Annotated in this window: 29 protein-coding genes and 1 riboswitch; of the genes, 17 read left to right on the forward strand and 12 right to left on the reverse strand. The window is 70.4% G+C overall.

What is annotated here, in order from left to right:
• Positions 1–91 precede the first annotated feature (91 nt).
• Positions 92–997: a metal ABC transporter ATP-binding protein gene (locus QMO76_RS25270; RefSeq protein ID WP_306363810.1), complete on the forward strand. Its 906-nt coding sequence runs from the start codon at positions 92–94 to the stop codon at positions 995–997.
• Positions 994–1,872, forward strand: coding sequence for a metal ABC transporter permease (locus QMO76_RS25275; RefSeq protein WP_306363811.1), 879 nt, complete (start codon positions 994–996; stop codon positions 1,870–1,872). The genes QMO76_RS25270 and QMO76_RS25275 overlap by 4 nt, the downstream gene beginning before the upstream one ends.
• A 262-nt stretch (positions 1,873–2,134) precedes the next feature.
• Here the strand turns inward: QMO76_RS25275 and QMO76_RS25280 are convergent, their stop codons facing one another.
• On the reverse strand, positions 2,135–3,004 hold the full coding sequence (locus QMO76_RS25280) for an A/G-specific adenine glycosylase (RefSeq protein ID WP_306363812.1): 870 nt from the start codon (positions 3,002–3,004) through the stop codon (positions 2,135–2,137).
• Positions 3,005–3,189: 185 nt separating this feature from the next.
• Between QMO76_RS25280 and QMO76_RS25285 the strand changes: the two genes are divergently transcribed.
• Positions 3,190–3,813, forward strand: coding sequence for a carbonic anhydrase (locus tag QMO76_RS25285; protein WP_306363813.1), 624 nt, complete (start codon positions 3,190–3,192; stop codon positions 3,811–3,813).
• 152 nt (positions 3,814–3,965) lie between these two features.
• The gene (locus QMO76_RS25290; RefSeq protein ID WP_306363814.1) at positions 3,966–4,631 is read left to right on the forward strand and encodes a hypothetical protein; all 666 of its coding nucleotides are present in this window, start codon (positions 3,966–3,968) and stop codon (positions 4,629–4,631) included.
• Positions 4,632–4,724: 93 nt separating this feature from the next.
• Here QMO76_RS25290 and disA read toward each other — a convergent pair whose 3' ends face one another.
• The 3 genes from disA to QMO76_RS25305 form a co-directional block, all read right to left on the reverse strand.
• Positions 4,725–5,882, reverse strand: a complete 1,158-nt coding sequence (gene disA, locus QMO76_RS25295; protein ID WP_306363815.1) for a DNA integrity scanning diadenylate cyclase DisA — start codon at positions 5,880–5,882, stop codon at positions 4,725–4,727.
• Positions 5,882–7,282, reverse strand: a complete 1,401-nt coding sequence (gene radA, locus QMO76_RS25300) for a DNA repair protein RadA (protein WP_306363816.1) — start codon at positions 7,280–7,282, stop codon at positions 5,882–5,884. Before radA ends, disA begins: the two co-directional genes overlap by 1 nt.
• A gap of 137 nt (positions 7,283–7,419) precedes the next feature.
• Positions 7,420–8,094, reverse strand: coding sequence for a hypothetical protein (locus QMO76_RS25305; RefSeq protein WP_306363817.1), 675 nt, complete (start codon positions 8,092–8,094; stop codon positions 7,420–7,422).
• 317 nt (positions 8,095–8,411) lie between these two features.
• On the opposite strand from QMO76_RS25305, the gene carD reads away from it, so the two are divergent.
• From carD to QMO76_RS25340, 7 genes are all read left to right on the forward strand, one after another.
• Positions 8,412–8,900 carry an RNA polymerase-binding transcription factor CarD gene (gene carD, locus QMO76_RS25310; RefSeq protein ID WP_019931623.1) on the forward strand — a complete coding sequence of 163 codons (489 nt, stop codon included), beginning with the start codon at positions 8,412–8,414 and terminating at the stop codon, positions 8,898–8,900.
• Positions 8,901–8,923: 23 nt separating this feature from the next.
• Positions 8,924–9,724: a 2-C-methyl-D-erythritol 4-phosphate cytidylyltransferase gene (gene ispD, locus QMO76_RS25315; RefSeq protein WP_372342080.1), complete on the forward strand. Its 801-nt coding sequence runs from the start codon at positions 8,924–8,926 to the stop codon at positions 9,722–9,724.
• Positions 9,725–9,738: 14 nt separating this feature from the next.
• Positions 9,739–10,206, forward strand: coding sequence for a 2-C-methyl-D-erythritol 2,4-cyclodiphosphate synthase (ispF, locus tag QMO76_RS25320; RefSeq protein ID WP_306363902.1), 468 nt, complete (start codon positions 9,739–9,741; stop codon positions 10,204–10,206).
• A gap of 146 nt (positions 10,207–10,352) precedes the next feature.
• Entirely contained in the window at positions 10,353–11,753 is a 1,401-nt protein-coding gene (cysS, locus tag QMO76_RS25325; RefSeq protein ID WP_306363818.1) for a cysteine--tRNA ligase, read from the forward strand.
• Positions 11,754–12,082: 329 nt separating this feature from the next.
• Positions 12,083–12,208 carry a hypothetical protein gene (locus tag QMO76_RS25330; RefSeq protein ID WP_306363819.1) on the forward strand — a complete coding sequence of 42 codons (126 nt, stop codon included), beginning with the start codon at positions 12,083–12,085 and terminating at the stop codon, positions 12,206–12,208.
• A gap of 429 nt (positions 12,209–12,637) precedes the next feature.
• The gene (rlmB, locus tag QMO76_RS25335) at positions 12,638–13,609 is read left to right on the forward strand and encodes a 23S rRNA (guanosine(2251)-2'-O)-methyltransferase RlmB (RefSeq protein ID WP_306363820.1); all 972 of its coding nucleotides are present in this window, start codon (positions 12,638–12,640) and stop codon (positions 13,607–13,609) included.
• 252 nt (positions 13,610–13,861) lie between these two features.
• The gene (locus QMO76_RS25340) at positions 13,862–14,140 is read left to right on the forward strand and encodes a DUF4190 domain-containing protein (RefSeq protein WP_306363821.1); all 279 of its coding nucleotides are present in this window, start codon (positions 13,862–13,864) and stop codon (positions 14,138–14,140) included.
• A 20-nt stretch (positions 14,141–14,160) separates the two neighbouring features.
• On the opposite strand, the gene QMO76_RS25345 is transcribed toward QMO76_RS25340, so the two are convergent.
• The 4 genes from QMO76_RS25345 to QMO76_RS25360 all read right to left on the reverse strand — a co-directional run bounded on the left by QMO76_RS25345 (position 14,161) and on the right by QMO76_RS25360 (position 17,239).
• The gene (locus QMO76_RS25345) at positions 14,161–14,979 is read right to left on the reverse strand and encodes an enoyl-CoA hydratase/isomerase family protein (RefSeq protein ID WP_306363822.1); all 819 of its coding nucleotides are present in this window, start codon (positions 14,977–14,979) and stop codon (positions 14,161–14,163) included.
• A gap of 26 nt (positions 14,980–15,005) precedes the next feature.
• Positions 15,006–16,178 carry an acyl-CoA dehydrogenase family protein gene (locus QMO76_RS25350; RefSeq protein WP_306363823.1) on the reverse strand — a complete coding sequence of 391 codons (1,173 nt, stop codon included), beginning with the start codon at positions 16,176–16,178 and terminating at the stop codon, positions 15,006–15,008.
• A 103-nt stretch (positions 16,179–16,281) separates the two neighbouring features.
• Complete coding sequence (locus QMO76_RS25355) at positions 16,282–16,461, reverse strand: hypothetical protein (RefSeq protein WP_306363824.1); 180 nt, start codon at positions 16,459–16,461, stop codon at positions 16,282–16,284.
• A gap of 22 nt (positions 16,462–16,483) precedes the next feature.
• Positions 16,484–17,239, reverse strand: coding sequence for an alpha/beta fold hydrolase (locus QMO76_RS25360; RefSeq protein WP_306363825.1), 756 nt, complete (start codon positions 17,237–17,239; stop codon positions 16,484–16,486).
• A gap of 191 nt (positions 17,240–17,430) precedes the next feature.
• Here QMO76_RS25360 and QMO76_RS25365 point away from each other — a divergent pair, with 191 nt between their 5' ends.
• The 3 genes from QMO76_RS25365 (at position 17,431) to QMO76_RS25375 (ending at position 18,903) form a co-directional block, all read left to right on the forward strand.
• Positions 17,431–17,742, forward strand: coding sequence for an antibiotic biosynthesis monooxygenase (locus QMO76_RS25365; RefSeq protein ID WP_306363826.1), 312 nt, complete (start codon positions 17,431–17,433; stop codon positions 17,740–17,742).
• Positions 17,743–17,784: 42 nt separating this feature from the next.
• Positions 17,785–17,912, forward strand: a riboswitch (cobalamin riboswitch).
• 35 nt (positions 17,913–17,947) lie between these two features.
• Entirely contained in the window at positions 17,948–18,142 is a 195-nt protein-coding gene (locus QMO76_RS25370; protein WP_306363827.1) for a CbtB-domain containing protein, read from the forward strand.
• Positions 18,133–18,903: a CbtA family protein gene (locus QMO76_RS25375; RefSeq protein WP_306363828.1), complete on the forward strand. Its 771-nt coding sequence runs from the start codon at positions 18,133–18,135 to the stop codon at positions 18,901–18,903. The genes QMO76_RS25370 and QMO76_RS25375 overlap by 10 nt, the downstream gene beginning before the upstream one ends.
• Before the next feature lie 104 nt (positions 18,904–19,007).
• Here the strand turns inward: QMO76_RS25375 and QMO76_RS25380 are convergent, their stop codons facing one another.
• Together QMO76_RS25380 and QMO76_RS25385 are read right to left on the reverse strand one after the other, a co-directional pair.
• A complete protein-coding gene (locus tag QMO76_RS25380; RefSeq protein WP_306363829.1) occupies positions 19,008–19,451 on the reverse strand; it encodes an OsmC family peroxiredoxin in 444 nt (147 codons plus the stop codon).
• Positions 19,452–19,490: 39 nt separating this feature from the next.
• A complete protein-coding gene (locus QMO76_RS25385; RefSeq protein WP_306363830.1) occupies positions 19,491–19,742 on the reverse strand; it encodes a multidrug efflux SMR transporter in 252 nt (83 codons plus the stop codon).
• A gap of 116 nt (positions 19,743–19,858) precedes the next feature.
• Here QMO76_RS25385 and QMO76_RS25390 point away from each other — a divergent pair, with 116 nt between their 5' ends.
• Together QMO76_RS25390 and QMO76_RS25395 are read left to right on the forward strand one after the other, a co-directional pair.
• Positions 19,859–20,041 (forward strand): hypothetical protein, encoded by a 183-nt coding sequence (locus tag QMO76_RS25390; protein ID WP_306363831.1) that lies wholly within the window; start codon positions 19,859–19,861, stop codon positions 20,039–20,041.
• Between the two features lie 200 nt (positions 20,042–20,241).
• The gene (locus QMO76_RS25395; RefSeq protein WP_306363832.1) at positions 20,242–20,547 is read left to right on the forward strand and encodes a hypothetical protein; all 306 of its coding nucleotides are present in this window, start codon (positions 20,242–20,244) and stop codon (positions 20,545–20,547) included.
• Between the two features lie 15 nt (positions 20,548–20,562).
• Here QMO76_RS25395 and QMO76_RS25400 read toward each other — a convergent pair whose 3' ends face one another.
• Complete coding sequence (locus QMO76_RS25400) at positions 20,563–22,596, reverse strand: hypothetical protein (RefSeq protein ID WP_306363833.1); 2,034 nt, start codon at positions 22,594–22,596, stop codon at positions 20,563–20,565.
• Positions 22,597–22,721: 125 nt separating this feature from the next.
• On the opposite strand from QMO76_RS25400, the gene QMO76_RS25405 reads away from it, so the two are divergent.
• Complete coding sequence (locus QMO76_RS25405; protein ID WP_306363834.1) at positions 22,722–23,390, forward strand: hypothetical protein; 669 nt, start codon at positions 22,722–22,724, stop codon at positions 23,388–23,390.
• A 132-nt stretch (positions 23,391–23,522) separates the two neighbouring features.
• Here the strand turns inward: QMO76_RS25405 and QMO76_RS25410 are convergent, their stop codons facing one another.
• On the reverse strand, positions 23,523–26,069 hold the full coding sequence (locus tag QMO76_RS25410; RefSeq protein WP_306363835.1) for an ATP-dependent Clp protease ATP-binding subunit: 2,547 nt from the start codon (positions 26,067–26,069) through the stop codon (positions 23,523–23,525).
• Positions 26,070–26,228 lie beyond the last annotated feature (159 nt).

Consider the following 26,228-nt stretch of genomic DNA (forward strand, 5'->3'; position numbering starts at 1 on the left):
CAATGTCGCGATCGGAGCAGAGATAATGGACGCTTCCACCTCGGCTCCCCGCGCTGACGGTGCGACGGGAATCAATGGACGGGGCGACGACATGAATACCCCTGTGAAAAGCGCGGTTTCTCCCGACAGCCCGGCCGGCGACAGGCTCGGCGGTGCGCCCCCGACGGGCACCCCGGCCGTGCGGCTGTCGGCGGCCCGGCTGGCATTCGGCGAGCGGACCCTGTGGGACGGGCTCGATCTGGAGATCGCGCCCGGCGAGTTCATCGCGGTGCTGGGTCCCAACGGCTCCGGCAAGACCTCGCTGCTGAAGGTGCTGCTGGGCCAGCTCGCCCTGTCCGCCGGAACCGCCGAGATCGCGGGCGGCCCCGCCCGCGCGGGCAATCCGGATATCGGCTACATCCCGCAGCAGAAGACCGTCGACGCCGGAGTGCAGCTGCGCGGCGTCGATCTGGTCGGGCTCGGCGTGGACGGGCACCGCTGGGGGATCGGACTGCGCGGGCGCGGGGAACGGCGGCGCAAGGTGGCCGACGCCATCGCCGATGTCGGCGCGGCGCATTTCGCCAACGCCCCGCTGGACGTGCTGTCCGGCGGCGAGCAGCAGCGACTGCGGGTGGCGCAAGCCCTGGTCGGCGATCCGCGGGTGCTGCTGTGCGACGAACCGCTGCTCAGCCTGGATCTGGCCAACCAGCGGCTGGTCTCCGAACTCATCGACAAGCGCCGCCGCTCGCACGACACCGCCGTGCTGTTCGTCACCCACGAGATCAATCCGGTGCTGCCGCTGGTGGATCGGGTGCTGTACCTGGTGGACGGCAAATTCCGGATCGGACCGCCGGACGAGGTGATGACCTCCGAGGTGCTCTCCCAGCTCTACGGCACCGAGGTCGACGTGCTGCGCGTGCGCGACCGCCTGGTGGTGGTCGGCACCGGCGACACCATGGACGCGCTCGGCGCGGCCGGCGCCCAGCACTGCCACGGTGACGACGAGGTGCGCGCGTGAACGACAAACTCGCCGACGTCCTCACCAAGATGTTCGACTTCGGTACGACGGCGCACCTGCTGTCCTACGACTTCGTGCAGCAGGCCGTCCTGGCGGCCGCGCTGCTCGGCCTGCTCGCGGGCGCGATCGGACCGCTCATCGTGAGCCGCCAGATGTCGTTCGCGGTGCACGGCACCAGCGAACTGTCACTGACCGGCGCGGCGGCGGCGCTGCTGGCCGGGATCGGGGTCGGCTTCGGGGCCATCGCCGGATCGGTGGTGGCGGCGGTGCTGTTCGGCGTACTGGGTTCCCGTGCGCGCGAACGTGATTCGGTGATCGCGGTGGTGCTGTCGTTCGGCCTGGGCCTGTCGGTGCTGTTCCTGTGGCTCGGACCCGAGCGCGCGGGGTCGAAGTTCTCGCTGCTCACCGGACAGGTGGTGAGCGTCGGCGATTCCGGGCTCGGGCTGCTGGCCGTATGCACCGCGGGCGTGCTGGTGGTGCTCGGACTCGTCTACCGCCCACTACTTTTCGCCAGCACCGATCCGGAAGTCGCGGTGGCGCGCGGAGTTCCGGTCCGGGCACTGGCGGTGGTCTTCGCGGTGCTGGTCGGCATCACCGCCGCCTTCGGGGTGCAGATCGTGGGTGCGCTGCTGGTGCTGGCGCTGCTCATCACGCCCGCCGCCGCGGCCGCGCAGGTGACCGCCAATCCGGTGCACGCCGCCGTGCTGTCCATCGTCTTCGCGGAGGTCGCGGCGGTCGGCGGGATCCTGCTCTCACTGGCCCCGGGCGTGCCCATCTCGACCTTCGTCACGACCATCTCGTTCACGATCTACGTGATCTGCCGGGTGATCGGCCGCCGCACCAGGACTCGCGGCCGGGCGCTCGCCCCGGCCTGAACCACATCGACGCCGGACGGCCGGGTGCCGACGGTGCGCGGCGACCACGCCGCTGTGACATCCGCGCCGAACGCCCCCGCCGAGGAGAAGGTGCGGGCGAGCGGGACCGAGCCGGGGCGGGCGAGCTCGAACCGGAATTCGGTCCGGGTCGAAACCTCCGAACTCGCGATCTGCCGCATGAGGGGCAGCGGATCGCGCCCAGCGCACCCCTCCGCGGCGACGCCCCCTCGTCCAGCCGCGGAGGGTGCGTGCCCGGGCGGCTTCAGCCCCCGCCTTCGCCCGCCAGGGCGAACAGGCCGTCCGGGGTCTGCTCGACGAGGCCGTCCACCAGCAGCGAGTCCAGGGCGCGGTCGCGCTGGCCCGGATCGCGGGTCCAGGCCAGGTCCAGGCGTACGCGTTCGACGGGGCCGTGGGCGGCGCGCAGCACGTCCATGAGGCGGCCGCGGGCCTGGCGGTCGGTGCCCTCGTACTTCTGCACCTTCCGGACCACGTCCGAGGCCGGTCGCCCGGCGCTGACCCAGGCGCACTTCGGCAGCGGGCAGCGGTCGCAGTCGGGATTGCGGGCCGTGCAGACCACCGCGCCGAGTTCCATCAGGGCGGCCGAGAACACGGCGGCGCGGTCCACCCGCACCGGCAGCAGGGCCTGCGTCTCGACCAGATCGCGGGCGGCGGGACTGCCCGCCTCGGCGCGGCCGTGCACGGCCCGGGCGACCACGCGGCGCACATTGGTGTCCACCACCGGCACCCGCTGCCCGTAGGCGAAGCAGGCCACCGCGCGGGCGGTGTACGCGCCGATCCCGGGCAGGCCCAGCAGCACGTCCACATCGGCGGGCACCTCGTCGCCGTGATCGCGGGCCAGCGCCCGGGCGCACTCGTGCAGCCGCAGCGCCCGCCGCGGATAGCCGAGCTTGCCCCACGCCCGCAGCACCTCGCCCTGGGAAGCGGCGGCCATGGCCGAGGGCACCGGCCAGCGCGCCACCCACTCCCGCCAGATCGGCTCCACCCGCGCCACCGGCGTCTGCTGCAGCATGATCTCGCTCATCAGAATCTGCCACGCGGTCACCTCGGGCCGCCGCCACGGCAGATCCCGCGCGGTCCGCTCGTACCACTCGACCAGTGCGTCGCTGTCCATCTCCCGCCCTTCTCCCGGCCCGTCGGAGCCGGGAAATCCCGACGCCACGCGATGGTAGTCAGCGACACCGGCGTGCAGGTCGGCGCGGTGCTCACGGTCGGCGGCGGCAGCGCGCAAGGGGGTGTTTGCCGCGCCGTAACGTAGCGGACTCGCCGGTAGCCCATGCGATGTGGAGAATGGGACACATGCCGCAATCCAATCCGATCAGTGCCTGGAAAGCCCTGCGCGAGGGCAATGACCGTTTCGTGAACGGCAATCTGCTGCACCCCAGCCAGGGCGCGGCCGATCGAGCCAAGCTGGTTGCCGGGCAGCACCCGCAGGCCATCCTGTTCGGCTGCGGCGACTCCCGCGTGGCCGCCGAGATCATTTTCGACCAGGGCCTCGGCGACATGTTCGTGGTCCGCACGGCCGGACACGTGGTGGACAGCTCCGTGCTCGGATCCATCGAGTACGGCGTGCAGGTGCTGAACGTGCCGCTCATCGTGGTGCTCGGCCACGACAGCTGCGGCGCGGTGCGCGCCACCATCGACGCCCTCGACAACGGCAACGTGCCCGGCGGCTTCATCCGCAGCGTGGTCGAGCGGGTCATGCCGTCCATCCTGCTGGGCCGTCGGGAGGGACTGGAGTCGGTGGACGATCTCGAGGCCCGGCACGTCGAGGAGACGGCCCACCTGCTCATGCAGCGTTCCACCGCCGTCGCCCAGAAGGTGGCCGCCGGTGAGTGCGCCATCGCGTGCGTCACCTACAAGCTCGGTGAGGGACAGATCACCCTGCGCCGGGTGATCGGCAATATCGGCGAGATCGTCTAGCCGCCGGAACGGGCGTCGGCGCAGGTGGGGACCCCGCGAGCTGGTCGGGCGTCCGAAGAGGCTGAAATCTACCCGGCCCCAGGGGCTTTTCCCCACCGACACGCCGCGACCCTGAGCCGGTTGCACCCAACCGTGCCCTTACCGTAGTTGCCGTGCTGGAACCGAATGGACCACTGCCGCCGGAAATCTACTGGCGCCGCCGACTGCTCGCGATCGGCGCCCTGGTAGTCGCCCTCGCGCTGGTGCTCTGGCTGGCTTTCGCGCTATTGCGCGGCGACGGCAGCGACAGCTCCGCCGCCGCGGACACCACCACGGCCGCCACCAACAAGGCGGCGGGAAGTTCGTCGGAGACATCGGGGTCGGATTCGGATTCGACGCAGCCCCCGGCCAATGCCAGCGCCGAGGCCGGGCCCGCGGCGCAGGGCAAACAGTGCCCGGACCAGTCCCTCGCGGTGAAGGTGAGCGTCGGGGCGCCCACCTACCAGGCCGGGGAGCAGCCGGTCTTCGGCATCGTCATCACCAATATCTCCAGCGATGCCTGTGAGCGCGATATGGGTTCGGGGTTGCAGCAGGTCGCGGTGACCTCGCTGGACGGCCAGCGCCGCATGTGGGCCAGCACCGACTGCTACCCGGAGGGCACCCCCGACGTGCGCACCCTGCAGCCCGGACAGCAGGCGGCCTTCACCGTCACCTGGTCGGGTTCGACGTCCCAGCCCAATTGCGCGGGCGAGCGCGTACCGGTCCCGCCGGGGCCCTACAGCGTTGTGGCGCAACTCGGTTCGGTCACCAGCTCCCCGGAGCCGTTCAATATCACCTGATGCTGACATCACCTGATGCAGACATCACCTGATACAGACATCACCTGATACAGACATCACCTGATGCAGACGCGCGGACGCCGACCGCAGGGTTCAGCAGTCGCCGCCCGCGGCGTAGCGAGACAGCCCGTCGCGGATGCGGCGGGCGGTGGCGGCGGTGATGCCGTCCACGGCCTCCAGATCGGCCTGGGTGGCGTCCAGTAGCGCGCGCAGGCCGCCGAAGGCGTCCACGAGCGGCTCCACCCGCCGGAACGGGACGCGGGGTATCTCGGCCAGCAGTCGGTAGCCGCGCGGCCCCACCGGCGTCTCCAGGGCCTCCAGGGTGTCCGGATAGCCCAGGGGTGGGGCCAGATCCGCCAGCACCAGCAGTTCCGGCTCACCGAGCGCGTCCAGGCGCGCCAGCGCGCGGTCGATGCGGGGCTCCCCGGCCCGCTCCGCCACCAGGTAGTCGCGGACGAGCAGCCGCCGCAGCTGCGCGGTGTCGGCCACCAGTTCGGTCAGTTGCAGGGCGAGCTGGCGGCCGTCGACGCCGAGTTCGGCGACCGCCTGGTCGACCTCGCCCGCGGTGCGGCGCATGAGTTCCAGGCAGTGCAGCACGGTGAGCACGTCGCGCAGGGTGGCGAAGTCCTCGATCTCCAGCGCGGACAGCCGCCGGGTCACCTCGTCCAGCCGAGCCCGGTAGCGCTGCAGGGTCGCCATGGCCTGATTGGCGCGCGACAGAATGGTCGGCGAATCCTCCACCAGATACCGGCCGCCGTGCGCGTACACGGTCACCAGGCCGGTGGAGCGGCTCACCGACACCACCGGATATCCGGTGTGCGCGGCCGTGCGTTCGGCCGCCTTGTGCCGGGTGCCGGATTCGACGGTCGGCAGCGCCGGATCGGGCACCAAATGCACATTGGCGCGCAGAATTCGCGTGCCGTCGGTGGAAAGCACCACCGCCCCATCCATTTTCGACAATTCCCGCAGCCGGGTCGGCGCGAATTCCACATCCAATTCGAATCCGCCGTCGCAGATGCGCTCCACCCGATCGTCGTAACCGAGCACGATCAATCCGCCGGTGCGGCCCCGCAGAATTCGATCGATCCCGTCGCGCAATTGCGTGCCGGGCACGAATCGCGAGAGCACATCCCGGCGAGCGTTCTCGGAATTGTGCCGCGCCGCGCCGTCATTCGCGCTCCCGGCCGAATCACCTGCGGCCGCAGCGGAATTCGATCGACCGAGCAGCCCGCTCATCCACCGCCCGGCCATCAGTCGCCGACCGCCTCGACCTGCGCCTTCGCCCGGCGGCGGCGCAGTCCGCCGGCGGCGATGGCCGCCCCCAGATCCGAGACCTCGCGCAGTGTCATGGTGCGCCCGGCGCGGTCCACCCCCGGCGGCACCAGCGCCTCGGTGAAGCCGAGCCGCTCGGCCTCGGCCAGCCGCCTGGTGAGCCCGGCCACCCGGCGCACCTCCCCCGCCAGTCCGACCTCGCCGAGAATCACCATGCCGGGCCGCAGCGCCCGATCCTGGTGCGCGCTCACGATGGCCAGTGCCACGGCCAGGTCCGCGGCCGGTTCGGCCAGCCGCATGCCGCCGACGGTGGCGGCGTAGACATCCTGTTTGCCCACGTAGAGCCCGCAGCGGCTCTGGAGTACGGCCAGCACCATGGCGACCCGGTTGTAGTCGAGCCCGCTCACCGCGCGGCGCGGTGCGGGCACCTGGGTGTCCACGGTCAGGCCCTGCACCTCGCCCAGCATCGGGCGCTTGCCGTCCATGGCCACCGTGACCGCGGTGCCGGGCACCGCCACCCCCCGGTGGTGCAGGAACAGTCCGGACGGGTCATCCACGCAGGCGATGCCGTTCTCGCGCATCTCGAAGCAGCCCACCTCGTCGGTGGAGCCGAAACGGTTCTTGATGCCGCGCACCATGCGCAGCGTGGAGTGCTTGTCGCCCTCGAATTGCAGCACCACGTCCACCAGGTGCTCGAGCGTGCGCGGGCCCGCCACCGCGCCGTCCTTGGTGACGTGGCCGACCAGCAGCACGGCGATGCCGCTGGACTTGGCCATCGAGGTGAGCGCCGCGGTCACCGCCTTGACCTGGGTGACGCCGCCCATGACGCCGTCGGCGTCGGCGGCCAGCATGGTCTGCACCGAATCGACCACGAGCAGTGTGGGTTTCACCTGATCCACATGGCCGAAGATGGTGGCGAGATCGGATTCGGCGGCGAGGTAGACCCGTTCGTGCACGGCATCGGTGCGGTCGGCGCGCAGCCGCACCTGCCCGGCCGACTCCTCGGCGGTCACGTACAGCGATCTCTCGTCACGCTGCCGCGCCCAACGGTGCGCCACCTCGAGCAGCAGCGTGGACTTGCCCACCCCGGGCTCCCCCGACAGCAGCACCACCGAACCGGGCACGATGCCCCCGCCCAGCACCCGATCCAGCTCCGACACGCCCGTGGAGCGCGCCCGCGTCGTCTTGGAATCGATGCTGGAGATCGGTGCGGCGGCGGTGCTGGGCAGCATGGCCCGGCGACCCACGGCCGCGGCCGTGGCGGTCGCGGCGACCTCGTCCATGGTGCCCCAGCCTGCGCACTCCGGACACCGGCCCACCCACTTGGCGACCTCGTGCTGGCAAGAGGAGCACCGGTACAGCGTTTTCACCTTGGCCACGCGGGCAGCCTAATGACGCGCCCCGACAGTCCCGTCCCCGCCGCGCCCGATCGCCTCCGGCGGCCGAGGCACACCGGCGCGAACGAGACGGCCGGTCCGCACCTGGTGCGGACCGGCCGTCGAAGCGTCGGGGTGGCTCAGTGGCCGCCGCCTCCGCCGCCCTCGCCGGAGCGCGACTTGTCGGTGACGGCGCGCTCGAGCTCGACGCCCGCATCGACCGGAACGTTGACCAGCACGGTGCCGTTCTCCTTGAAGTTGAAGCGCACCGGGTAGGTGAGGCCCGCGGTGACGTCCTGCTGCAGGCCGGTGATCTCGATCTTGAGCGGGTTGGCGGCCGGGTCGGCGACCTCGTCGGCGGGCGCCTCGGCGACGGGCGCGCCGTGCGAATCATCGGAGTGCGCGGGGTCGGCGTGCGGGTCGCCGGCGCCGGCGGCCTCGCCCGCGACCACGGTCGACTGCGGGCCGAGTTCCACCGTGCCGTCGATCTGGACGGTGCCCAGATCGGGGGCCTCGATGCTGACCAGGGTGTCGCTCTGGTGCTCGCCGAGGTTGATGGCGCTGAACGCCAGCAGCGCCTTGCCGCCCTCGGCGTTGTCGTACTCCGCCGACTGTGGCAGCAGGATCCGCACATCGCGCAGCGCGATCTTGCCGACATCGGCGCTGTTGCCGTTGACGGCGGCGACCTGATCAGCCGTCTGCGAGATCTGGCCGGCGCTGCAGCCCGTCAACGCGAGCGCCGCGCCCGCAGCGAGTGCGATCAGTGTCGCGGCACGCCGCGGTTTCGACGCTGTGGTGGCTTTCAGGGCAGTCACGGGTTGTCCTCCATGTCGACCGGGCTCACTCCACTATGGAGAGTAGTAGTCAAAGAGAGTAGTGGGCGACTTCCGGCGCCTCGCGCGGGGGCGGTGTCGCGGTTCGCTCACCCGCGGGTGCGGAATTGCGTGATGCGCCAAGGGATGAACGCGCGAACAGGTGTGGCCGGTATCTCCTTATGGCACAACGCAGATGCACACTCAATCGGTTCTGTCAACCCCCGCCGCCGCTTGGTTGTGGCCCTGACCTGCATCGTTGATCGCGCCGTTACCGAGTCGCATGTTAAACTGTGAACATCGAAAGGGGCACGGGACACATGATTTTTAAGGTCGGAGACACCGTCGTTTACCCCCACCACGGAGCGGCGCTGATCGAAGCTATCGAAACTCGCACCATCAAGGGTGTGCAGAAGGAGTATCTGGTCCTGAAGGTCGCACAGGGCGACCTCACCGTTCGGGTTCCCGCCGAGAACGCTGAATATGTCGGCGTTCGCGACGTGGTCGGTCAGGAAGGCCTCGATCGGGTCTTCCAGGTGTTGCGCGCTCCGCACACCGAGGAGCCGACCAACTGGTCTCGCCGCTACAAGGCAAACCTCGAGAAGCTCGCCTCCGGCGATGTGAACAAGGTTGCCGAGGTCGTTCGCGATCTGTGGCGTCGGGAGCAGGACCGCGGCCTCTCCGCTGGCGAGAAGCGGATGCTGGCCAAGGCCCGTCAGATTCTTGTCGGTGAATTGGCCTTGGCCGAGGGCACCGACGATGTCAAGGCCGAGACCCTGCTCGACGAGGTTCTCGCGGCGGCCTCCTGACAGTGAATACATCGCGCGACGACATTTGTGTCGTGGCGTTGGTGCCTGCCGCCGGCATGGGCGTTCGCCTCGGGGAATCACTTCCCAAGGCTTTCGTCCCGGTCGGCGGCAGTCCCATGCTCCGACTCGCCGTAGACGGTCTGATCGCCTCCGCGGCGGTGGACCACGTCGTGGTGATGGTCCCCGCCGAACTGGTCGACGACGCTCGCCGACTGCTGCCCGCCGCGGGCGCGGTGGCGGTGAGCGTGGTCGTCGGCGGGGCCGAACGCACCGATTCCGTCAGGGCCGGTCTCGCGGCCGCCCCGGACGCCACCCATGTCCTCGTCCATGACGCGGCCCGTGCCCTCACGCCGCCGTCGCTGATCGCCCGCGTGGTGGCCGAACTGCGGGCGGGGCGGCGGGCCGTGGTGCCCGCGCTGCCGGTGTCCGACACGATCAAGTCCGTGGACGCGGCCGGCGAGGTGACCGGAACCCCGGACCGTTCGGCGCTGCGCGCGATTCAGACGCCGCAGGGCTTCGAGGCGGACCTGCTGCGCGACGCCTACGCGGGCGACACCCGGGCGACCGATGACGCCGGACTGGTGGAACTGCTGGGCGCGACCGTGCACACGGTGCCGGGCGACCCGCTGGCTTTCAAGATCACCACTCCCCTGGATCTCGTGCTCGCCGATACCCTCGTGGACCGGACTCTCGCGACACGCCAGGATGGCCTTGCCCACATAAGGCCCCTTGACACCTCCGCCAGCCCCCTTGACGCCCCGGGCGGCACGCCCGACACACCGGGCGATCGGCTGGAAACACCCTCCGCGACGGTGCCGCGATGACCGATCCGACCGCGCTGCGCGTTGGCATCGGCTCCGACGTGCACCCCGTCGAACCCGGCCGCCCGTGCTGGATCGCCGGACTGCTCTTCGACGGCGACAGCGGCTGCTCCGGACACTCCGACGGCGACGTGGCCGCGCACGCGCTGTGCGACGCCCTGCTGTCGGCCGCCGGACTCGGCGATGTGGGCGCGGTCTTCGGCGTCGGACGCCCCGAATGGGAGGGCGTCACCGGCGCGGCCATGCTGAAGGAAGTGCGGCGGCTGCTCGACGAGGCGGGCTACGGCATCGTCAACGCGGCCGTACAGGTCATCGGCAACCGGCCCAAGATCGGGCCGCGCCGCGCGGAAGCGCAGCAGGTGCTCGGCGATCTGCTCGGCGCGCCGGTATCGGTGTCCGGGACCACCACCGACGGCTTGGGACTGACCGGTCGCGGTGAGGGGATCGCCGCCGTCGCCACCGCCATGCTCTGTTGTCGCCCCTGACGCTCGCCGGGCCGCGGCTGTAGTCCGCGGCGAACCGCTCCGGCCGAGCCGTCACCGGGGACCCGCGCGGACCGTGCGATCACGGCCGAACGCCATCCCCGCTCCGCCCGTAATCCGCACCAATTCACAAGCTAGGATGCCTTGTCGTGACTCTGCGCCTGTTCGACACCGAGACGCGGACCCTGCGTGACTTCACGCCGCTGGTCCCCGGCCATGCCTCGGTGTACCTGTGTGGCGCGACCGTGCAGGGTGAACCCCATATCGGCCATCTGCGCAGCAATGTCGCCTTCGATGTGCTGCGACGGTGGCTGACCGCCAATGGTTTCGATGTGGCCTTCATCCGCAATGTCACCGATATCGACGACAAGATCCTGACCAAGGCCGCCGAGGCCGGACGGCCGTGGTGGGAGTGGGCCGCCACCTACGAGCGGGCCTTCGACAGCGCCTACGCCGCGCTCAATGTGCTGCCGCCGTCGGCGGAGCCGCGGGCCACCGGGCACATCACCCAGATGATCGAGCTCATGCAGCGGCTCATCGCGCGCGGACACGCGTATGCCTCCGACGGCAATGTCTACTTCGACGTGCTGAGCTTTCCCGAGTACGGGCGGCTGTCCGGGCACAAGCTCGACGACGTGCACCAAGGCGAGAGCGCCGGGACCGGCAAGCGGGACCCGCGCGACTTCACGCTGTGGAAGGCCGCCAAGCCGGGCGAGCCGAATTGGCCGTCGCCGTGGGGGCCGGGGCGACCGGGCTGGCATCTGGAATGCTCCGCCATGGCCGAGTACTACCTCGGTGGCGAGTTCGACATTCATTGCGGCGGAATGGATCTCGTCTTTCCGCACCATGAGAACGAGATCGCCCAGTCGCGGGCGGCCGGAGACGGTTTCGCCCGGTACTGGCTGCACAACCACTGGGTGACCATGGGCGGCGAGAAGATGTCCAAGTCGCTGGGCAATACGCTGACCGTGGCCAAGGTGCTCGACCGCGTGGGCGTGCGGGCCGTGGAGCTGCGCTACTACCTGGGCAGTGCGCAGTACCGGTCGGTTCTGGAGTACTCCGATCAGGCGCTCGCCGAGGCCGCCGCCGGATACCGGCGCATCGAGGCACTCATCCGGCGGGTCGCCGAGCGGGCCGGGGAGGTGCCGGTCGGCAGCTGGACCGCCGGATTCGCCGACGCGCTCGACGACGACCTGGCGGTGCCCAAGGCCCTCGCGGAGATCCATCGGCTGGTGCACGACGGCAACAAGACGCTCGACTCCGGGGACCTCGGCGCGGCCCGCGAGATCGCGAGCCAGCTGCGGGCCATGCTCGACGTGCTCGGCGTGGACCCGCTCGATCCGCACTGGGCCGCGCCCGCCGACGACACCGCCGCGCTCGCCGCGCTGGACGTGCTGATCGGCGCGGAGCTGCGACGGCGTCAGGAGGCCAGGGCCGCCAAGGACTGGGCCACCGCCGACGCGGTGCGCGACCGGCTGGAGGCCGCGGGCGTGCAGGTCACCGACACGCCCGACGGACCGGAGTGGTCGCTCGCCGAGGAAGAACGGTGAGCCCGGCGGCCGCACACCGTACCGACCGGACCGGGGCGGCCGCACCCGGCGGGCCGGTCGCCGGTATCGCGAGGTGGCGAATGCGACCGCTCCCGGCGACGAGGCGCTCGCACGAGCATCGGACGGCGGTACCCGGACACGCTCCCGCGTCCACCGCATGCGGGAACTCCGCGCCCGGCGAGACACGACCGGCCCGGTGGCGCGAGCGGCGGTGAGCGGGGGCCGCGGTGAGCGGGGGCCGCGGTGACGCGCGGCCCGGCGGAGCCCGAGCGCCCCAACGCGGATGCCGAGGCGAATCCGGCCGCAGTACCGGGACCACACTGCGGCTGATGCCGGATCGCTACCGCGGTGAGTGCCGGATCGCCACCGCAGCGGGAGCCGAATCGCTACCGCAGCGGGAGCCGAGTGACGGCGTGGCGGGAGCCGGATCGCCACCCGTGGCGGGACCCGAGTGACGGCACGGCGCGAGCCGAATCGCCACCGCGGCGGGACCCGAGTGACGGCACGGCGGGAGCCGGATCGCCACCGTAGCGGGACCCGAGTGACGGCACGGCGCGAGCCGAATCGCCACCGTAGCGGGACCCGAGTGACGGCACGGCGGGAGCCGGATCGCCACCGTAGCGGGACCCGAGTGACGGCACGGCGCGAGCCGAATCGCCACCGTAGCGGGACCCGAGTGACGGCACGGCGCGAGCCGAATCGCCACCGCGGCGGGAGCCGGGTGACGGCGCGCGGCTCGGTCGCGGGATGATGGGTAGGGATACGAAGACGAAGGACCCGGTACGGGCTTGCACACGGCAGCCGGGCACAGCGGGACCGCGCCGATGCGGTCGACATACGGACGATCGGGCGCGGGAGCACCGCATGACACGGAAGGCGAAGTGATGGCAGGCAATTCACAGCGGCGCGGCGCGGTCCGCAAGTCGGGCTCCAAGAAGGGCGCGGTGGTCGGGTCCGGCGGCAAGCGGCGGCGGGGGCTGGAGGGGCGCGGCGCGACCCCGCCCGCGCATATGCGGACCAAGCATCCCGCGGCCAAGCGGGCGGCGGCCGCGGCCAAGGCGGCGCAGTCACAGCAGCCGCGGGGCCGGGGTCCGGCGCGCGGCGGCAAGGGTGACGACGGTCCCGAACTGGTGCTCGGCCGCAATCCGGTGGTCGAGTGCCTGCGGGCCGGTGTTCCGGCCAGCGCTCTGTACGTAGCGCAGGGCACCGAGAACGACGACCGGCTCACCGAGGCGGTGAAGATCGCCGCCGACACCGGCATCTCCATTCTGGAGGTGCCGCGCACCGACCTGGACCGGATGAGCAGCAACGGCCTGCACCAGGGTGTGGCCTTGCAGGTGCCGCCGTACCGGTACGCCCACCCGGACGATCTGGTGGGCCGGGTCCGCGATTCCGGGGAGCCCGCGCTGCTGGTGGCCCTGGACAATATCTCCGACCCGCGCAATCTGGGTGCGGTGATCCGCTCGGTGGCCGCGTTCGGCGGTCAGGGCGTGGTGATCCCGCAGCGTCGCAGCGCCAGCGTCACGGCCGTGGCCTGGCGCACCAGCGCCGGTGCGGCCGCTCGCCTGCCCGTCGCCCGTGCCACCAATCTCACTCGCACGCTGAAGGATTGGGCCGCGCAGGGCTACCAGATCGTCGGCCTGGACGCGGGCGGCGACATCACCCTCGACGAATTCGACGGCACCACACCGACGGTCGTGGTGGTCGGCTCCGAGGGCAAGGGCCTGTCCCGCCTGGTGCGCGAGAACTGCGATGCGATTCTGAGCATCCCGATGGCGGGTCCGGTCGAATCGCTCAATGCCTCCGTGGCGGCGGGTGTCGTGCTCTCCGATATCGCCCGCCAGCGCCGCGGCTGATCTCGAACCCGGCTCGGGCGCACCGGCATCGGTCGCGTACGCGTGGAAAGCCGGTGTGGGGCAGTGCCGTTCGCATATCGCAGGGCGGCGGACCGACGATGGGACCACGGCCGATCTCGCTGGTCCCGGTGGTATCCGCCGCTGCCGAACACCGGACTCCGATACCGGTCGCCCGATCAGCGGCGGGGGGCGGCGCGCCCGGGACAGCGCGTAAGTCAGCGGTACCGGGGTCGGCGAACGTAAAATCAGCCGGTGGTCATCCAGAACCAGCCCATCGGACAGCCGGTCGAGCATCCGCATGCGACGACGGTGTTGTTGCTCGGATCACTGAGCGTGTTCTGCTGCGGCGCACTGGGTCCGGTGGCGTGGGCACTGGGGCGGCGGGCGCTCAACGACATCGAGGCGTCCGGCGGCGCGGTCGGCGGGCGCGTGCAGGTGCTCGTCGGCTACGTGCTGGGGATCATCGGGACCATTCTGATGGTCCTCGTGGCGTTCCTGTTCCTGATGATGCTCATCAGCGGCCGCGCCTGATCCGGCCCGCGCCCTGATCGTCAGTCCAGGCGGGGCTGATCGCGATCGGTGAGCTGTTCGCCGGTGTCCCAGGACGGCCATTCGCCGCTCACCGAACCGGACCACTTGGGCTGGCGGCGGTCGCGCAGGGCGGCGATGCCCTCGCCGCCGTCCGCGGACCCGGCGACGAAACCGTTGAGATCCGTCTCCAGGCGGCCCACCGTTTCCGGGCTCATGCCCAGGCTCTCCCAGAGCAGACGCTTGGACAGCGCGGTCGGCAGCGGCGCCGAACCGTTGGCGATGTCATGGGCGACCGCCAGCGCGGTGGGCAGCACCTCGCCGCCGGGCAGGCTGTTGTTGGCCAGGCCGATGGCGGCGGCCTCCTCGCCGTCGAAGGTGCGGCCGGTGAGCAGGATATCGGCGGCATGGGCCATGCCGATCAGGCGGGGCAGCGTCCAGTGCACGTAGCCGTCGGCGACGGCGCCGCGGCGCACCTGGTTCAGGCCGTACACGGCGTCGCGGGCGACGTAGCGCAGATCGCATTGCAGGGCGATCTCCAGGCCGACGCCAACGGCGTGGCCGTTCACCGCGGCGATCACCGGTTTGCGGATCCGGAACGGCGCGGGGTCGATGAAACCGCTGACCTCGCCGACCTTGGCCGACAGGTCCGCGCCCGCACAGAAGGCGGGCGGCGTACCCGTGATGACCACCGCGCCGATGGCGTCCTCGGTATCGCAGCGGCGCAGCGCCGCACCCAGTTCCGCCGCCATGGCGGGGGTGAGCGCATTCTGCTGCGCGGGCCGGTTGAGTGTCAGGACTGCGACCCCACCCGATACGTCAACATGCAGATCCGAACTCATGCGGCTGAGTTTAAGTGCAGCAGCGGTCAGGGGCGCAGGATCTTGCGGCCGATGGCGTACTTGTGCACCTCGGTGGGGCCGTCGTAGAGGCGGAAGGCGCGCATATCGCGGAAGATCATCTCTACGACGGTCTCGTCGCTGATGCCGATGCCGCCGAGGACCTGGACGCAGCGGTCGGTGACCTTGAACAGTTCCTCGGAGACGTAGGACTTGGCGATGGAGCTCTCGTGGCGGGCCTTCTCGCCCTGATCCATGAGCCAGCAGGCGTGCCAGATGGTGAGGCGGCACTGGTGCAGCGCGATCTCGTTGTCCGCCAGCATGAACGACACGCCCTGGTGTTCGCCGATGGGCTTGCCGAAGGCGGTGCGGGTCTTGGCGTAGTCGACGGCGATGGCCTGCGCGCGTTCGGCCGCGCCGAGCCAGCGCATGCAGTGCGTGAGCCGGGCGGGGGCCAGGCGCAGCTGGGCGTAGCGCAGAGCCTGACCGGTTTCGCCGAGCACGGCGTCCTTGGGCAGTTTCAGATTGTCGAAGCGCACCACCGCGTGGCCGCCCACGTAGTTGCGGTCCATGGTGTTCATGACCCGCTCGATGACGATGCCCGGGGTGTCGCCCTCGGCGAGGAACAGGGTCGGGCCCTCGGGCAGGTGGGGATTGGCGGCCAAGCGCGCCATGATGATCCACGTCTTCGCGCCGTCGGCACCGGTGATCAGCCATTTGGTGCCATTGACGGTGAACTGCTCGCCGTCGAAGGTGGCCTCGGTGGCCAGCTGATTGGGGTCCGAACCCGCGCCGCCCGGTTCGGTCATGGCGAAGACGGAGCGCTGGTGGCCGTCGATGACCGGCTGGAGGTACCGCTCGGTCTGCTCGGCGTCGGCGACCTTGGAGAGCAGGAACATATTGCCCTCGTCGGGGGCGGCGCAGTTCATGGCGACCGGGCCGAGGGTGGACCAGCCGGCGGCCTCGTACAGCACCGCCTGCTCGATGTGCGAGAGCCCGCGCCCGCCCAGTTCGACCGGGGCCTGGATGGTGAGCAGTTTCTCGGCGCGAGCCAGTTCCACCAGCTCCTGGCGCAGCTCGTCGGTCGGTCCGTGCGCGGTCAGCCGCGGATCGCGTTCGAAGGGCACGATCTTGTCGATGACGAACTGCCGTACCCGATCGCGTTCGGCGGCGAGCTCGGCAGGAATCGCGAAGTCGATCATCGTTGGTCACCATTCACTCTGGGATGCGTGAGCCGAGCATACGACGACACCCCGGACAGACTGAAGGCACCCGCCCGCAGAATGCGTCGCGCCTGCTCGGGTGTCACCGGGCGCGGCGGTCGGACAGCACGCCCGCGGCCGCGCCGAGCGCCATCCCGACACCGATCCCCACAGCCTGATTGCCGGTCAGCAGACCGTAGGCCGCGCCGAGACACAGGCCGAGCGACAGCCCGAACGCCGTCCGGGTGCCCCGCTCGCGAGGCGAATCGTCGTCGTCGCTCATGACTCGATCGTCCACGACATGATCATGATCCGGACCCGTCGAGGACGGCGCGGAGGAAGCGCTCGACCTCGGCCCGATAGGCGGCGGGCTGGTCGTCGTGGACCAGGTGACCGGCGTCGGGAATGACGACATGGCGGGCATTCGGGTGAACCGCGGCCATCTCGCGCATCTGGCCCGGCGGGGTGATGGTGTGCTCACCCTCGATGAGCAGGGCCGGGACGGCGATCGACCGCCACTGGGACCAGAAGTCGCGGCCACCCCACTCCTCGGAGATGTCGCGGAAGGTGTCGACCGAGCCGTGCAGGCGGTAGCCGTCGGGGCCGCGCGTGAAGGAGTCCATGAAGTAGCGACCGGCGACCGGGCCGAAGTGCGCGAGCATGGCGGCGTCGTCCGGGAACGGCTGCGGCCAGGCGGCGATCATGGCGGCCCAGTCGGCGGCGGTGCGGCCGCGGAAATCGGGGGCGATGTCCTCCACCACGAGCGCACGCACCCGCCCGGGGTGCGCGGCGGCGAACACCCAGCCGTGCAGCGCCCCCATCGAATGCCCGATGATCACCATGGGCGCGGTGATGGACACGGTGGCGGCGGCCAGATCCGCCACGAACGCCTCGGTGGTGAGCTCCGCCGGTGCGGGCCGCCCGTGCCCGGCCGCGTCGAAGGTGTACACGTGCCCGAACTCGCGCAGCCACCCCACCTGACTCCGCCAGGTACGGGCACTGCCCATCAAACCGTGCAGCAGCAGAATCGGCGTCCCCGCGCCGCCTTCGTCATACAACATCACCGCGACCATACGTGCCGGATCACCGCGGCGAACACGCACCGGACCCGACGACCGATGTCGCGGGGCACGGGCCACTCGTCGGTACGCCCGACATGGATTCGGCGCCGCCCGCAGGCACGCGTGCGAAACGGCCGACGGTCCTCGGCCGCGCCGCGGACACGGAGAGCGGACCAGCCTAGGCTCTCGGTATGGCAGTCGTGAAGATCAATGCAATCGAGGTCCCCGAGGGCGCGGGCCCGGAACTGGAGAAGCGGTTCGCCGCGCGGGCGCACGCGGTGGAGAACTCGCCCGGATTCCTGGGCTTCCAGCTGCTGCGGCCGACCGCCGGTGAGAACCGGTACTTCGTTGTCACGCAGTGGGATTCGGAGGAGTCCTTCGCGGCGTGGCGGGACGGCCCGGCGCGGGAGGCGCATGCGGGCGAGGCGCGCAAGCCCGTGTCCACCGGGGCCTCGCTGCTGGAATTCGAGGTCGTGCTCGACGTGGCGGGCAAGAACGCCTGATCACACCCCTGTTGACGGTCGGCCAGCGAGGGTGCGACAGTTCTGGATGAACAATGCGACGGTGACGCGTAACCCGGTGTGATTCCGGGGCGGTCGCGCCACTGTATTCCTCGCACCGAGCCTTCGAGGCGGGTGCCGGAGAGCCAGACACCGGCACCGTCGCACCCATCTCGACGGGGACGCGGAATCCCCGAAGGAGGCTCGAATGGCCATCGTCCACTCGCCCGGCCGGGCCGGTGACGCGCTCAACGCGTGGCTCGTCACGGCAGGCGTCATCCTTCTCGCACTGCTCACGCTGTACCTGGTCGGCTTCGATCAGGGTGCGGTCTCCCGCACCGGGATGTTCATGCACGAGCTCATGCACGACGGCCGACACCTGCTGGGCGTCCCATGCCACTGAGCGGAGCACTGAAGACGCTGCTGCTCCGGGGCCTGCTGGCCGGTCTCATCGCGGGACTGCTCGCGGGCACCGTGGGTTTCCTCATCGGCGAGCCGAAGGTGGAGGCGGCTATTGCCATCGAGGAAGCGCAGGCGGCGCAATCGCACGACGGCGAGGCCGCGGGCGGCCATTCGCACGGTGACGAGGAGGAAGCACTCGTCAGCCGGACCGGCCAGAAGTTCGGCCAGTTCCTCGCCCTCGGTCTGGCCGGAATGGCGCTGGGCGCGATCTACGCGACCGTCGCCAATGTGGCACGGCGGCATACGGATCTGACGGGACCGAGACTGGCGCTGAGTTTGGCGGTCGGCGGCTGGCTGGCGATCGTCGCGGTGCCCTTCTTCAAGTACCCCGCCAATCCGCCCGCCGTGGGCGATCCGGAGACCATCGACGACCGCACCTGGCTGTGGGTCGCGGTGGTGCTGCTGGGGTTCGCGGCCGTGGGAATCGCCGTATACGTGTACAAGCTGTTGCGGGGTCAGCTCGAGACGGTACGGCTCATCGGGTCGGTCGCGGCCTTCGTGGCGATCGTCGGTATCGGCTATATCGCGCTGCCCGGCGTGAACGAGGTGGCCGACGACTTCCCGGCGTCGCTGCTGTGGGAGTTCCGGGTGGCGTCACTGGCCGTGACCACCACGCTGTGGGTGGCGCTCGGACTGGCGTTCGCGGCGCTGACCGAGTACGCGGGGCGCGGTGCCCCGCAACCGGCCGAGGTCGCGCGGTAGCAGAACACGAGCGGGGCGGTGCCGGTACGGCACCGCCCCGTCTCGCGTTCACCGCTGTTGCGCACCACCGGATCTCAGCCGCCGGAACCGCGCGGCGCACTCGCTCAGGCGTCGAACGAAGCGGCGAGTTCGATGTTGTCCACACCGGCGAGCGCCTTGCTCACCGGGCAGCCGGCCTTGGCCGCGTTGGCGGCGGCGAGGAAGCCGTCGGCGTCGATGCCCTCGGCGCGGCCGATGACGGTCAGCTTGATATTGGCGATCCGGAACCCGCCCGCCGGGTCCGGGCCCAGGGTCACGTCGGCGGTGACGTCCAGGGCCTGCGGGGTGCCACCGGCCCGGCCGATCTCGGCGGAGAGCGCCATGGCATAGCAGGACGAGTGCGCGGCGGCGATCAGCTCCTCCGGGCTGGTGGTGCCGTCGGCATTGTCGGCCGAGCGCTTCGGGAACGACACGTCGTACTTGCCGACGCCGGAGCTGCTCAGCTCGACCTGGCCCGAGCCGTCCTGCAGACCGCCGGTCCAGGCGGTACGCGCGGTACGTGTAGGCATCACTGTCCTTTCAGGATTCGAAGGCTTACAGGTTCGAACCTATACCGCTGCGGCGATTCGCGAGTCGAGGAAGCCGACGATAGTTCCGTTCACTCCGGATTCGTCACCCTGGCCAGCACGATGCCTCCGATGATGAGCGAGAGCGCGAGCACCCGCCCCACACTGAACGAACGGGTCCTTGTGGATGATCACGCCCAGCCCGATCGCGCCCACCGCACCGATGCCGGTGAAGATCGCATACGAGGTGCCGACCGGCAATGTCCGCATGGCGTAGGACAGCAGCCAGGCCATGTCAGTACTCCTTGCCGAGTCGGCGGGCGGCCGCCAGCGCGGCGGCGTACGAGGCGTCGTGCTGTTCGCGCAGGTGCGCCAGCGCCGGGTCCCGGCGGGAGTTGTCCAGTTCGGCGGTGATGAAGACGGTGGGCGAGTACGCGGTCGCAGAGTTCGGTCCAGCCCTCCCCGATGAACGGCACCGGCTCGGTCGCGAGGCTGCCGACCTGGACTATCTGCGCGAGAACTACGGGCGCTGGCGGCGGTTCCTGGACCATGCCGCCGCCTCCGGCATGGGTGTGATTCGCTACTTCGGCTGAAGGCCGCCCACTGGAATCACCGGCGCTGGTGCTCGGGCAGGGCGGTGGCAGGTACAGGCCGGTGGTCATCGCCTACGAGTCCGGGCTGGTCCGGCCGGCGGTAGTCCTCGAGGCGGACGCGTCGGGGTGCGATTCCAGGGGAAACCCCGATACCGCCACCAGCGGTTTTCCGGCAGGGTCGAGGGTGAATACGCAGGCCCATGGAACGGAGAGCGGACATGCTGGTGCCCGGGTTGACGGTCACGGCGATCGGACTGGTGGTCGCGGTGGCGGCGGGCGTGGTGCTCGGGCACGGTTCCGTGGCACGGTCCGTCGTGGGCGGGCTCATCGGCAGTTGGCTCGGCTTCGCGGCGGGCGTCGGCATCGCGTGGCTGGTGGATTCGGCGCTGCCCGCCGCGTACTACGGCACCATGTTCGGGCACGCGCTGGCGGTCCTCGGGGCGCTGGGCTTCGTGACCAGACCCTTCCGGTCCGGGCAGGGCAGCCTCTCGGCTAACCAACGCTGACACCGCGGGGCCGGGCTATCGGTTCGCGTCCGTCGCATCGCGAAGGTGCCGCGCCGCGATCAGCTCCAAGCCGTGCCGCAGTCGCCGGAAGTAGGTGGCGCGGCTCAGGTGCAGCCGGGACGCCACTTGGATATGGGTCGCGGACGGGCGCGGATAGTAGGCCGCGAGAATGGTTCCCGCTTCGGCCGTGACGGGATCGGCGGCGGCGGCCAGTTCCGCGATCGCGGTGTGCAGCCAGCGCCGCAGCGCCTGGGCGGTGGGGGTGGCCGGTGAGGTCAGCAGCGGGCTGGCGGACAGTACGGCGAGGTCGTCGATGCTGTGCAGGGCCGCGGCGACGACCTCGGGCGTCGGTGCGCCGGGAGAACCCGAGAACCGCTGCAACCAGTGCCGACCCGCCCCGGCGGTGAAATCGTTGCTGTACACCTCCGGGGCGCGGCCGGAGCGGTAGAGGTCCTCCCGCAGCGGCCCGTGCGGATCGAAACGCAGCGCGCGCAGCAGGTGCAGGTAGTCGGGGTTCGCGGTGGAGACCACCAGATCTCCGGCACGCGTTCCCACGGCCAGGGTGTGGCGCAGGATTCGGGCGTGCGCCGCCCGATCGGTGCCGAAGGCCGCGCCCAACAGCAGCGCGCCCCGGCGATCGCCGATGATCGCGTCCGAATGCTGTTGCAGCAGTGGCTCGATGCTGTCGGCGGTGTGGTCGGCGATGGGCATGAGATTGGCCAGGCCGAGCAGCCGGTCGTCCTCGTCGCGAACCAGGTGGAAGCTGCTGATGTCGGTGGCGGACCAGCTGGCGACCACGCGCTCGGCCCGCTCCGGGGCGAAGCCGTTGCGGTGGCTCCACCGCCGCATGAGGCGGGCGATATCGTCGGCGTCCGCGGCGGTGGCCTGGTGGACCGGCCGGTTTCCGGGAGCCGGCGGGAACAGCGTCGCGCGGACCGGTGCGGGCGCGGTCAGGAAGAGCGCCTGCTCGGCGAGCGCCGCGCGGCGTTCGGCGTCGGCTTCTCCGCTCAGGCGGGCGAGTGCGCGAGTCGCGGTGCGGTCGCGCACCTTTCGGTGGCCGTCGGGCTGCCGCCACGCGTAGGCGAGTTCGAGTATCTCCCGATACGGCTCGGCGATCGACAGGCCGAGTGGGCCGGGCACCACCACGCTGAGCCCGGACACCAGGGTGAACAGCTCCGGCCCGCCCGCCAACCCGGCCTCGTCGGCGCTTCCGGCGGTGGCCAGCAGCCGCAGCGCGTGCTGCCAGCGGCGGCCCGGTGATTCCCGGCTCAGCCGCTCGAGCAGTTCCTGGGCGATCCGGTCGGCCAGCGCGCCCGGCACGGTCGGTGGAACGCCCGCCCGCAGGGCTCGCACGGCCGCGTGTACGACGAGCGGAATCCCGCCCGCTATCCGCGTAACCCACGCGAGCACCGCCGGATCCGCGATCCCGGCGTCCCGTGCCGCCTCATCGATGCGGGCGTCCGGCAGCGGCACGACCCGGATCGTCGCCATATCCAGCCCCGACCACACCGGATACGAGGCCAACGGTTTCCGGGTCACCACGACCACCGACCCCGGATAGTGGTCCACGACCGCGCGAACCGTCCCGAGCCGCCCGGGGGCATCCGCCTCGTCGACAACCAGCACCGCACCGCCCGTGCACGCCTCGCTCGCGATTACCGCACCGACAGTCCCCCGGTGCACATCGGCCACCCCGCCACCGGCGGCCGGTGACGGCCGATCGGCGCGTTCACCGCCCCGGCGACGTGTGCCCCGCGGCGGCGCTGCCGATCGGGCGGTCTCCGGCCGCACACCGGGTCTGGCCGCGGTGCCCCCAGCGACCGCGCTCTCGGCCGGTCGGTGCTCACCCGCGCCGTGCCCGGCGGCGGGATCGGCGAGCATTCCCGGTCCGTCGACGGTGGCGAGCGCTTCGACGCGCGTCGTGGTGGAAAGACTCTCGACCAGGTGGGTCTTCCCTACGCCGAGCGGTCCGAACACATTGACGAGGCGGTGCGTCGCCAGCGCCGTCGTGAGTTCGGCGAGTTGCGGCGGGACCGCTGTCGCCGTCAACAGCTACTCCTCCGGTCGGTCTTCTGCCCGGCACTCTATCGGTAGATATGAGACCACGCTGAGACTCCTGGACGCTCGCCCACCGATAGCGTCGCCGACGCAGACCGAACAGGGAGGAATCACCCATGCAGTGGCGACAGAACGCGACCGCCCGCACGGCCCGAGCGGGCGCGCTGGTGGCGGTGGTGTGCGCGGCCGTGACCGGCTGTGCGGGCGGCGAGGACAACAACGCGACGCCGATCACCACGACCACCGCGGCGACGGCCGCCACCACGATCACGACCACCGCCGCCACCGCAGGACCGGGCAGCGGCTTCGATCCAAGGAGCGTCCCGCTGTCCGACGCCGAGCTGGGCGAATTCCCCTACTTCGCCATCCCCGCCGGTTTCGAGAACCCGAACACCCCGGACCCGATCGTCGAGCGCGACCGGGTTCCGGTGTGGACCGGCGACCGGCTGGAGTGGGTGATCGGCAAGGTCTACCAATCCCTCATCTACGCCGCGGGTGACGCCGGGTTCTCCAAGTTCGCGCTGATGGAGGCGATCGACGCGGCGATCGACGACGCGGGCGGGGCCCGGGTCACCGAATCGAAGATCCCGCAGGAGGTGCTCGACACCATCGACCGCGACGTGCGGGTGGCCTACAGCTCCGGCTTGGGCGATATCTACAACGGCACAGTGACGACGTATCTGGTGCGCCGGACCGACCGCCATATCTGGGTGCATGTCACCGCGGACAGCGCGGGCGGCAGCTGGATGATCGTGGAGGAGCGCGTCGACGCCGACGGGAACTGAATCGGCGGCAGAGCGAACCCCGCCGTAGCGTCGGCTCGGCAACGCTTCGATCTCCCGGCGGCTTCCATGCGAAAGCCCCGCTCACCATCGAGGTGAGCGGGGCTTTCGGCCAGCGATGGCCGACGAGGAGGACTACTCGCCGGAGGCGGCCGACGACTCGCCCGCGAGGGCGACGACCGGCTTCTCCTCGGCGGAGTCCTTCTTGGTCAGCTTCATCTTGCCGGTGAAGGTGAACTTGGCGTCCTCGCCCTGGCCTTCGCCGTCCCAGTTCTCGACGTCGACCAGCACGGTCTGGCCCGCGCCCAGCTCGCCGAAGAGGATCTTCTCCGACAGCTGGTCCTCGATCTCGCGCTGGATGGTGCGACGCAGCGGACGCGCACCGAGCACCGGATCGAAACCGCGCTTGGCGAGCAGGCTCTTGGCCTTGTCGCTGAGATCGATCCCCATGTCCTTGTTCTTCAGCTGCGTGGCGACGCGGCTGATCATCAGGTCCACCATCTCGATGATCTGATCCTGGGTGAGCTGGTGGAAGACGATCACGTCGTCGATGCGGTTGAGGAACTCGGGACGGAAGTGCTTCTTCAGCTCGTCGTTGACCTTGAGCTTCATCCGCTCGTAGTTCGAGCCCTCGGAGTTGCTCTGCGCGAAGCCGAGGCCGACCGCCTTCGAGATGTCCTGCGTGCCGAGGTTCGAGGTGAAGATCAGCACCGTGTTCTTGAAGTCGACCGTGCGACCCTGGCCGTCGGTGAGGCGGCCGTCCTCGAGCACCTGCAACAGGGTGTTGTAGATCTCCTGGTGGGCCTTCTCGATCTCGTCGAAGAGCACGACCGAGAACGGCTTGCGGCGCACCTTCTCGGTGAGCTGGCCGCCCTCCTCGTACCCGACGTAGCCCGGAGGGGCACCGAACAGGCGCGAGGCGGTGAAGCGGTCGTGGAACTCGCCCATATCGATCTGGATGAGCGCGTCGTCGTCGCCGAACAGGAAGTTGGCCAGCGCCTTGGACAGCTCGGTCTTACCGACGCCGGACGGACCGGCGAAGATGAACGAGCCCGAGGGACGCTTCGGATCCTTCAGACCGGCGCGGGTGCGGCGGATGGCCTTGGAGACGGCCTTGACCGCGTCCTCCTGGCCGATGATCCGCTTGTGCAGCTCGTCCTCCATGCGGAGCAGACGGGTGGTCTCCTCCTCGGTGAGCTTGAACACCGGGATACCGGTCCAGTTGGCCAGCACCTCCGCGATCTGCTCGTCGTCGACCTCGGCCACGACGTCCAGATCGCCGGAGCGCCACTGCTTCTCGCGCTCACCGCGCTTGGCGACGAGCTGCTTCTCCTTGTCACGCAGGCGCGCGGCCTTCTCGAAGTCCTGCGCGTCGATGGCGCTTTCCTTCTCGCGGCGGGCGTCGGCGATCTTGTCGTCGAACTCGCGCAGGTCCGGCGGCGCGGTCATGCGACGGATGCGCATGCGCGCACCGGCCTCGTCGATGAGGTCGATCGCCTTGTCCGGCAGGAACCGGTCGTTGATGTACCGGTCCGCGAGGGTCGCCGCGGCTACCAGCGCACCGTCGGTGATGGACACCCGGTGGTGCGCCTCGTAGCGGTCGCGCAGACCCTTGAGGATGTTGATGGTGTGCTCGACGGTCGGCTCGCCCACCTGCACCGGCTGGAAGCGGCGTTCCAGCGCGGCGTCCTTCTCGATGTACTTGCGGTACTCGTCGAGGGTGGTCGCGCCGATGGTCTGGAGTTCACCGCGGGCCAGCTTGGGCTTGAGGATGGAGGCCGCGTCGATGGCGCCCTCGGCCGCGCCCGCACCCACCAGGGTGTGCAGCTCGTCGATGAACAGGATGATGTCGCCGCGGGTGTTGATCTCCTTGAGCACCTTCTTCAGGCGCTCCTCGAAGTCACCGCGGTAGCGGCTGCCCGCGACCAGGGAGCCCAGGTCGAGGGTGTAGAGCTGCTTGTCCTTCAGCGTCTCCGGCACCTCGCCGTTGACGATGGCCTGGGCGAGGCCCTCCACGACGGCGGTCTTGCCGACGCCGGGCTCACCGATCAGGACCGGGTTGTTCTTGGTACGGCGGCTGAGCACCTGCATGACGCGCTCGATTTCCTTCGAGCGGCCGATGACCGGGTCCAGCTTGCCCTCGAGGGCGGCCTGGGTCAGGTTGCGACCGAACTGGTCGAGCACCAGCGAGGTGGACGGGGTTCCCGCCTCACCGCGGGTGCCGGACTCCACCGGCTCCTTGCCCTGGTATCCGGACAGCAGCTGGATGACCTGCTGGCGCACCCGGTTGAGATCCGCGCCCAGCTTGACCAGCACCTGCGCCGCGACGCCCTCACCCTCGCGGATCAGGCCGAGCAGAATGTGCTCGGTGCCGATGTAGTTGTGGCCGAGCTGCAGCGCCTCGCGCAGCGACAGCTCCAGCACCTTCTTGGCACGCGGGGTGAAGGGGATGTGACCGGACGGGGCCTGCTGGCCCTGACCGATGATCTCCTCGACCTGGCTGCGCACACCCTCGAGCGAGATGCCCAGCGACTCCAGGGACTTCGCCGCGACACCCTCGCCCTCGTGGATCAGACCCAGCAGGATGTGCTCGGTGCCGATGTAGTTGTGGTTGAGCATCCGGGCCTCTTCTTGGGCCAGGACAACGACACGCCTCGCGCGGTCGGTGAACCTCTCGAACATCGCTCCCTCACTCTCCTGCTCCGCTATCTACGGCGTCCGGCGCTTCAGTGTTCGACTGAAGGCCAGCCTGCCATGAAGCCCTGGGGTTGCATCCCCCTGGCCTCCACTCTAGTTGCCAGGGGTTCCGCCCGTCGTCCGTCCACCCTATTGCGAACCGGC

The sequence above is a fragment of the Nocardia sp. CC227C genome (assembly GCF_030767025.1).
Lineage (GTDB): Bacteria > Actinomycetota > Actinomycetes > Mycobacteriales > Mycobacteriaceae > Nocardia.

Bases quoted from the DNA above. Each gene is read 5' to 3' on its own strand.
- QMO76_RS25280 (WP_306363812.1), bottom strand. From the start codon at position 3,004: ATGGACAGCGACGCACTGGTCGAGTGGTACGAGCGGACCGCGCGGGAT.
- disA (WP_306363815.1), bottom strand. From the start codon at position 5,882: ATGGCCGGGCGGTGGATGAGCGGGCTGCTCGGTCGATCGAATTCCGCT.
- QMO76_RS25285 (WP_306363813.1), top strand. From the start codon at position 3,190: ATGCCGCAATCCAATCCGATCAGTGCCTGGAAAGCCCTGCGCGAGGGC.
- QMO76_RS25360 (WP_306363825.1), bottom strand. From the start codon at position 17,239: ATGTTGTATGACGAAGGCGGCGCGGGGACGCCGATTCTGCTGCTGCAC.
- QMO76_RS25330 (WP_306363819.1), top strand. From the start codon at position 12,083: ATGCCGGATCGCTACCGCGGTGAGTGCCGGATCGCCACCGCAGCGGGA.
- rlmB (WP_306363820.1), top strand. From the start codon at position 12,638: ATGGCAGGCAATTCACAGCGGCGCGGCGCGGTCCGCAAGTCGGGCTCC.
- carD (WP_019931623.1), top strand. From the start codon at position 8,412: ATGATTTTTAAGGTCGGAGACACCGTCGTTTACCCCCACCACGGAGCG.
- QMO76_RS25355 (WP_306363824.1), bottom strand. From the start codon at position 16,461: ATGAGCGACGACGACGATTCGCCTCGCGAGCGGGGCACCCGGACGGCG.
- QMO76_RS25405 (WP_306363834.1), top strand. From the start codon at position 22,722: ATGCAGTGGCGACAGAACGCGACCGCCCGCACGGCCCGAGCGGGCGCG.
- QMO76_RS25365 (WP_306363826.1), top strand. From the start codon at position 17,431: ATGGCAGTCGTGAAGATCAATGCAATCGAGGTCCCCGAGGGCGCGGGC.
- QMO76_RS25345 (WP_306363822.1), bottom strand. From the start codon at position 14,979: ATGAGTTCGGATCTGCATGTTGACGTATCGGGTGGGGTCGCAGTCCTG.
- QMO76_RS25380 (WP_306363829.1), bottom strand. From the start codon at position 19,451: ATGCCTACACGTACCGCGCGTACCGCCTGGACCGGCGGTCTGCAGGAC.
- QMO76_RS25385 (WP_306363830.1), bottom strand. From the start codon at position 19,742: ATGGCCTGGCTGCTGTCCTACGCCATGCGGACATTGCCGGTCGGCACC.
- QMO76_RS25395 (WP_306363832.1), top strand. From the start codon at position 20,242: ATGGAACGGAGAGCGGACATGCTGGTGCCCGGGTTGACGGTCACGGCG.
- QMO76_RS25270 (WP_306363810.1), top strand. From the start codon at position 92: ATGAATACCCCTGTGAAAAGCGCGGTTTCTCCCGACAGCCCGGCCGGC.
- QMO76_RS25350 (WP_306363823.1), bottom strand. From the start codon at position 16,178: ATGATCGACTTCGCGATTCCTGCCGAGCTCGCCGCCGAACGCGATCGG.
- QMO76_RS25375 (WP_306363828.1), top strand. From the start codon at position 18,133: ATGCCACTGAGCGGAGCACTGAAGACGCTGCTGCTCCGGGGCCTGCTG.
- QMO76_RS25370 (WP_306363827.1), top strand. From the start codon at position 17,948: ATGGCCATCGTCCACTCGCCCGGCCGGGCCGGTGACGCGCTCAACGCG.
- QMO76_RS25410 (WP_306363835.1), bottom strand. From the start codon at position 26,069: ATGTTCGAGAGGTTCACCGACCGCGCGAGGCGTGTCGTTGTCCTGGCC.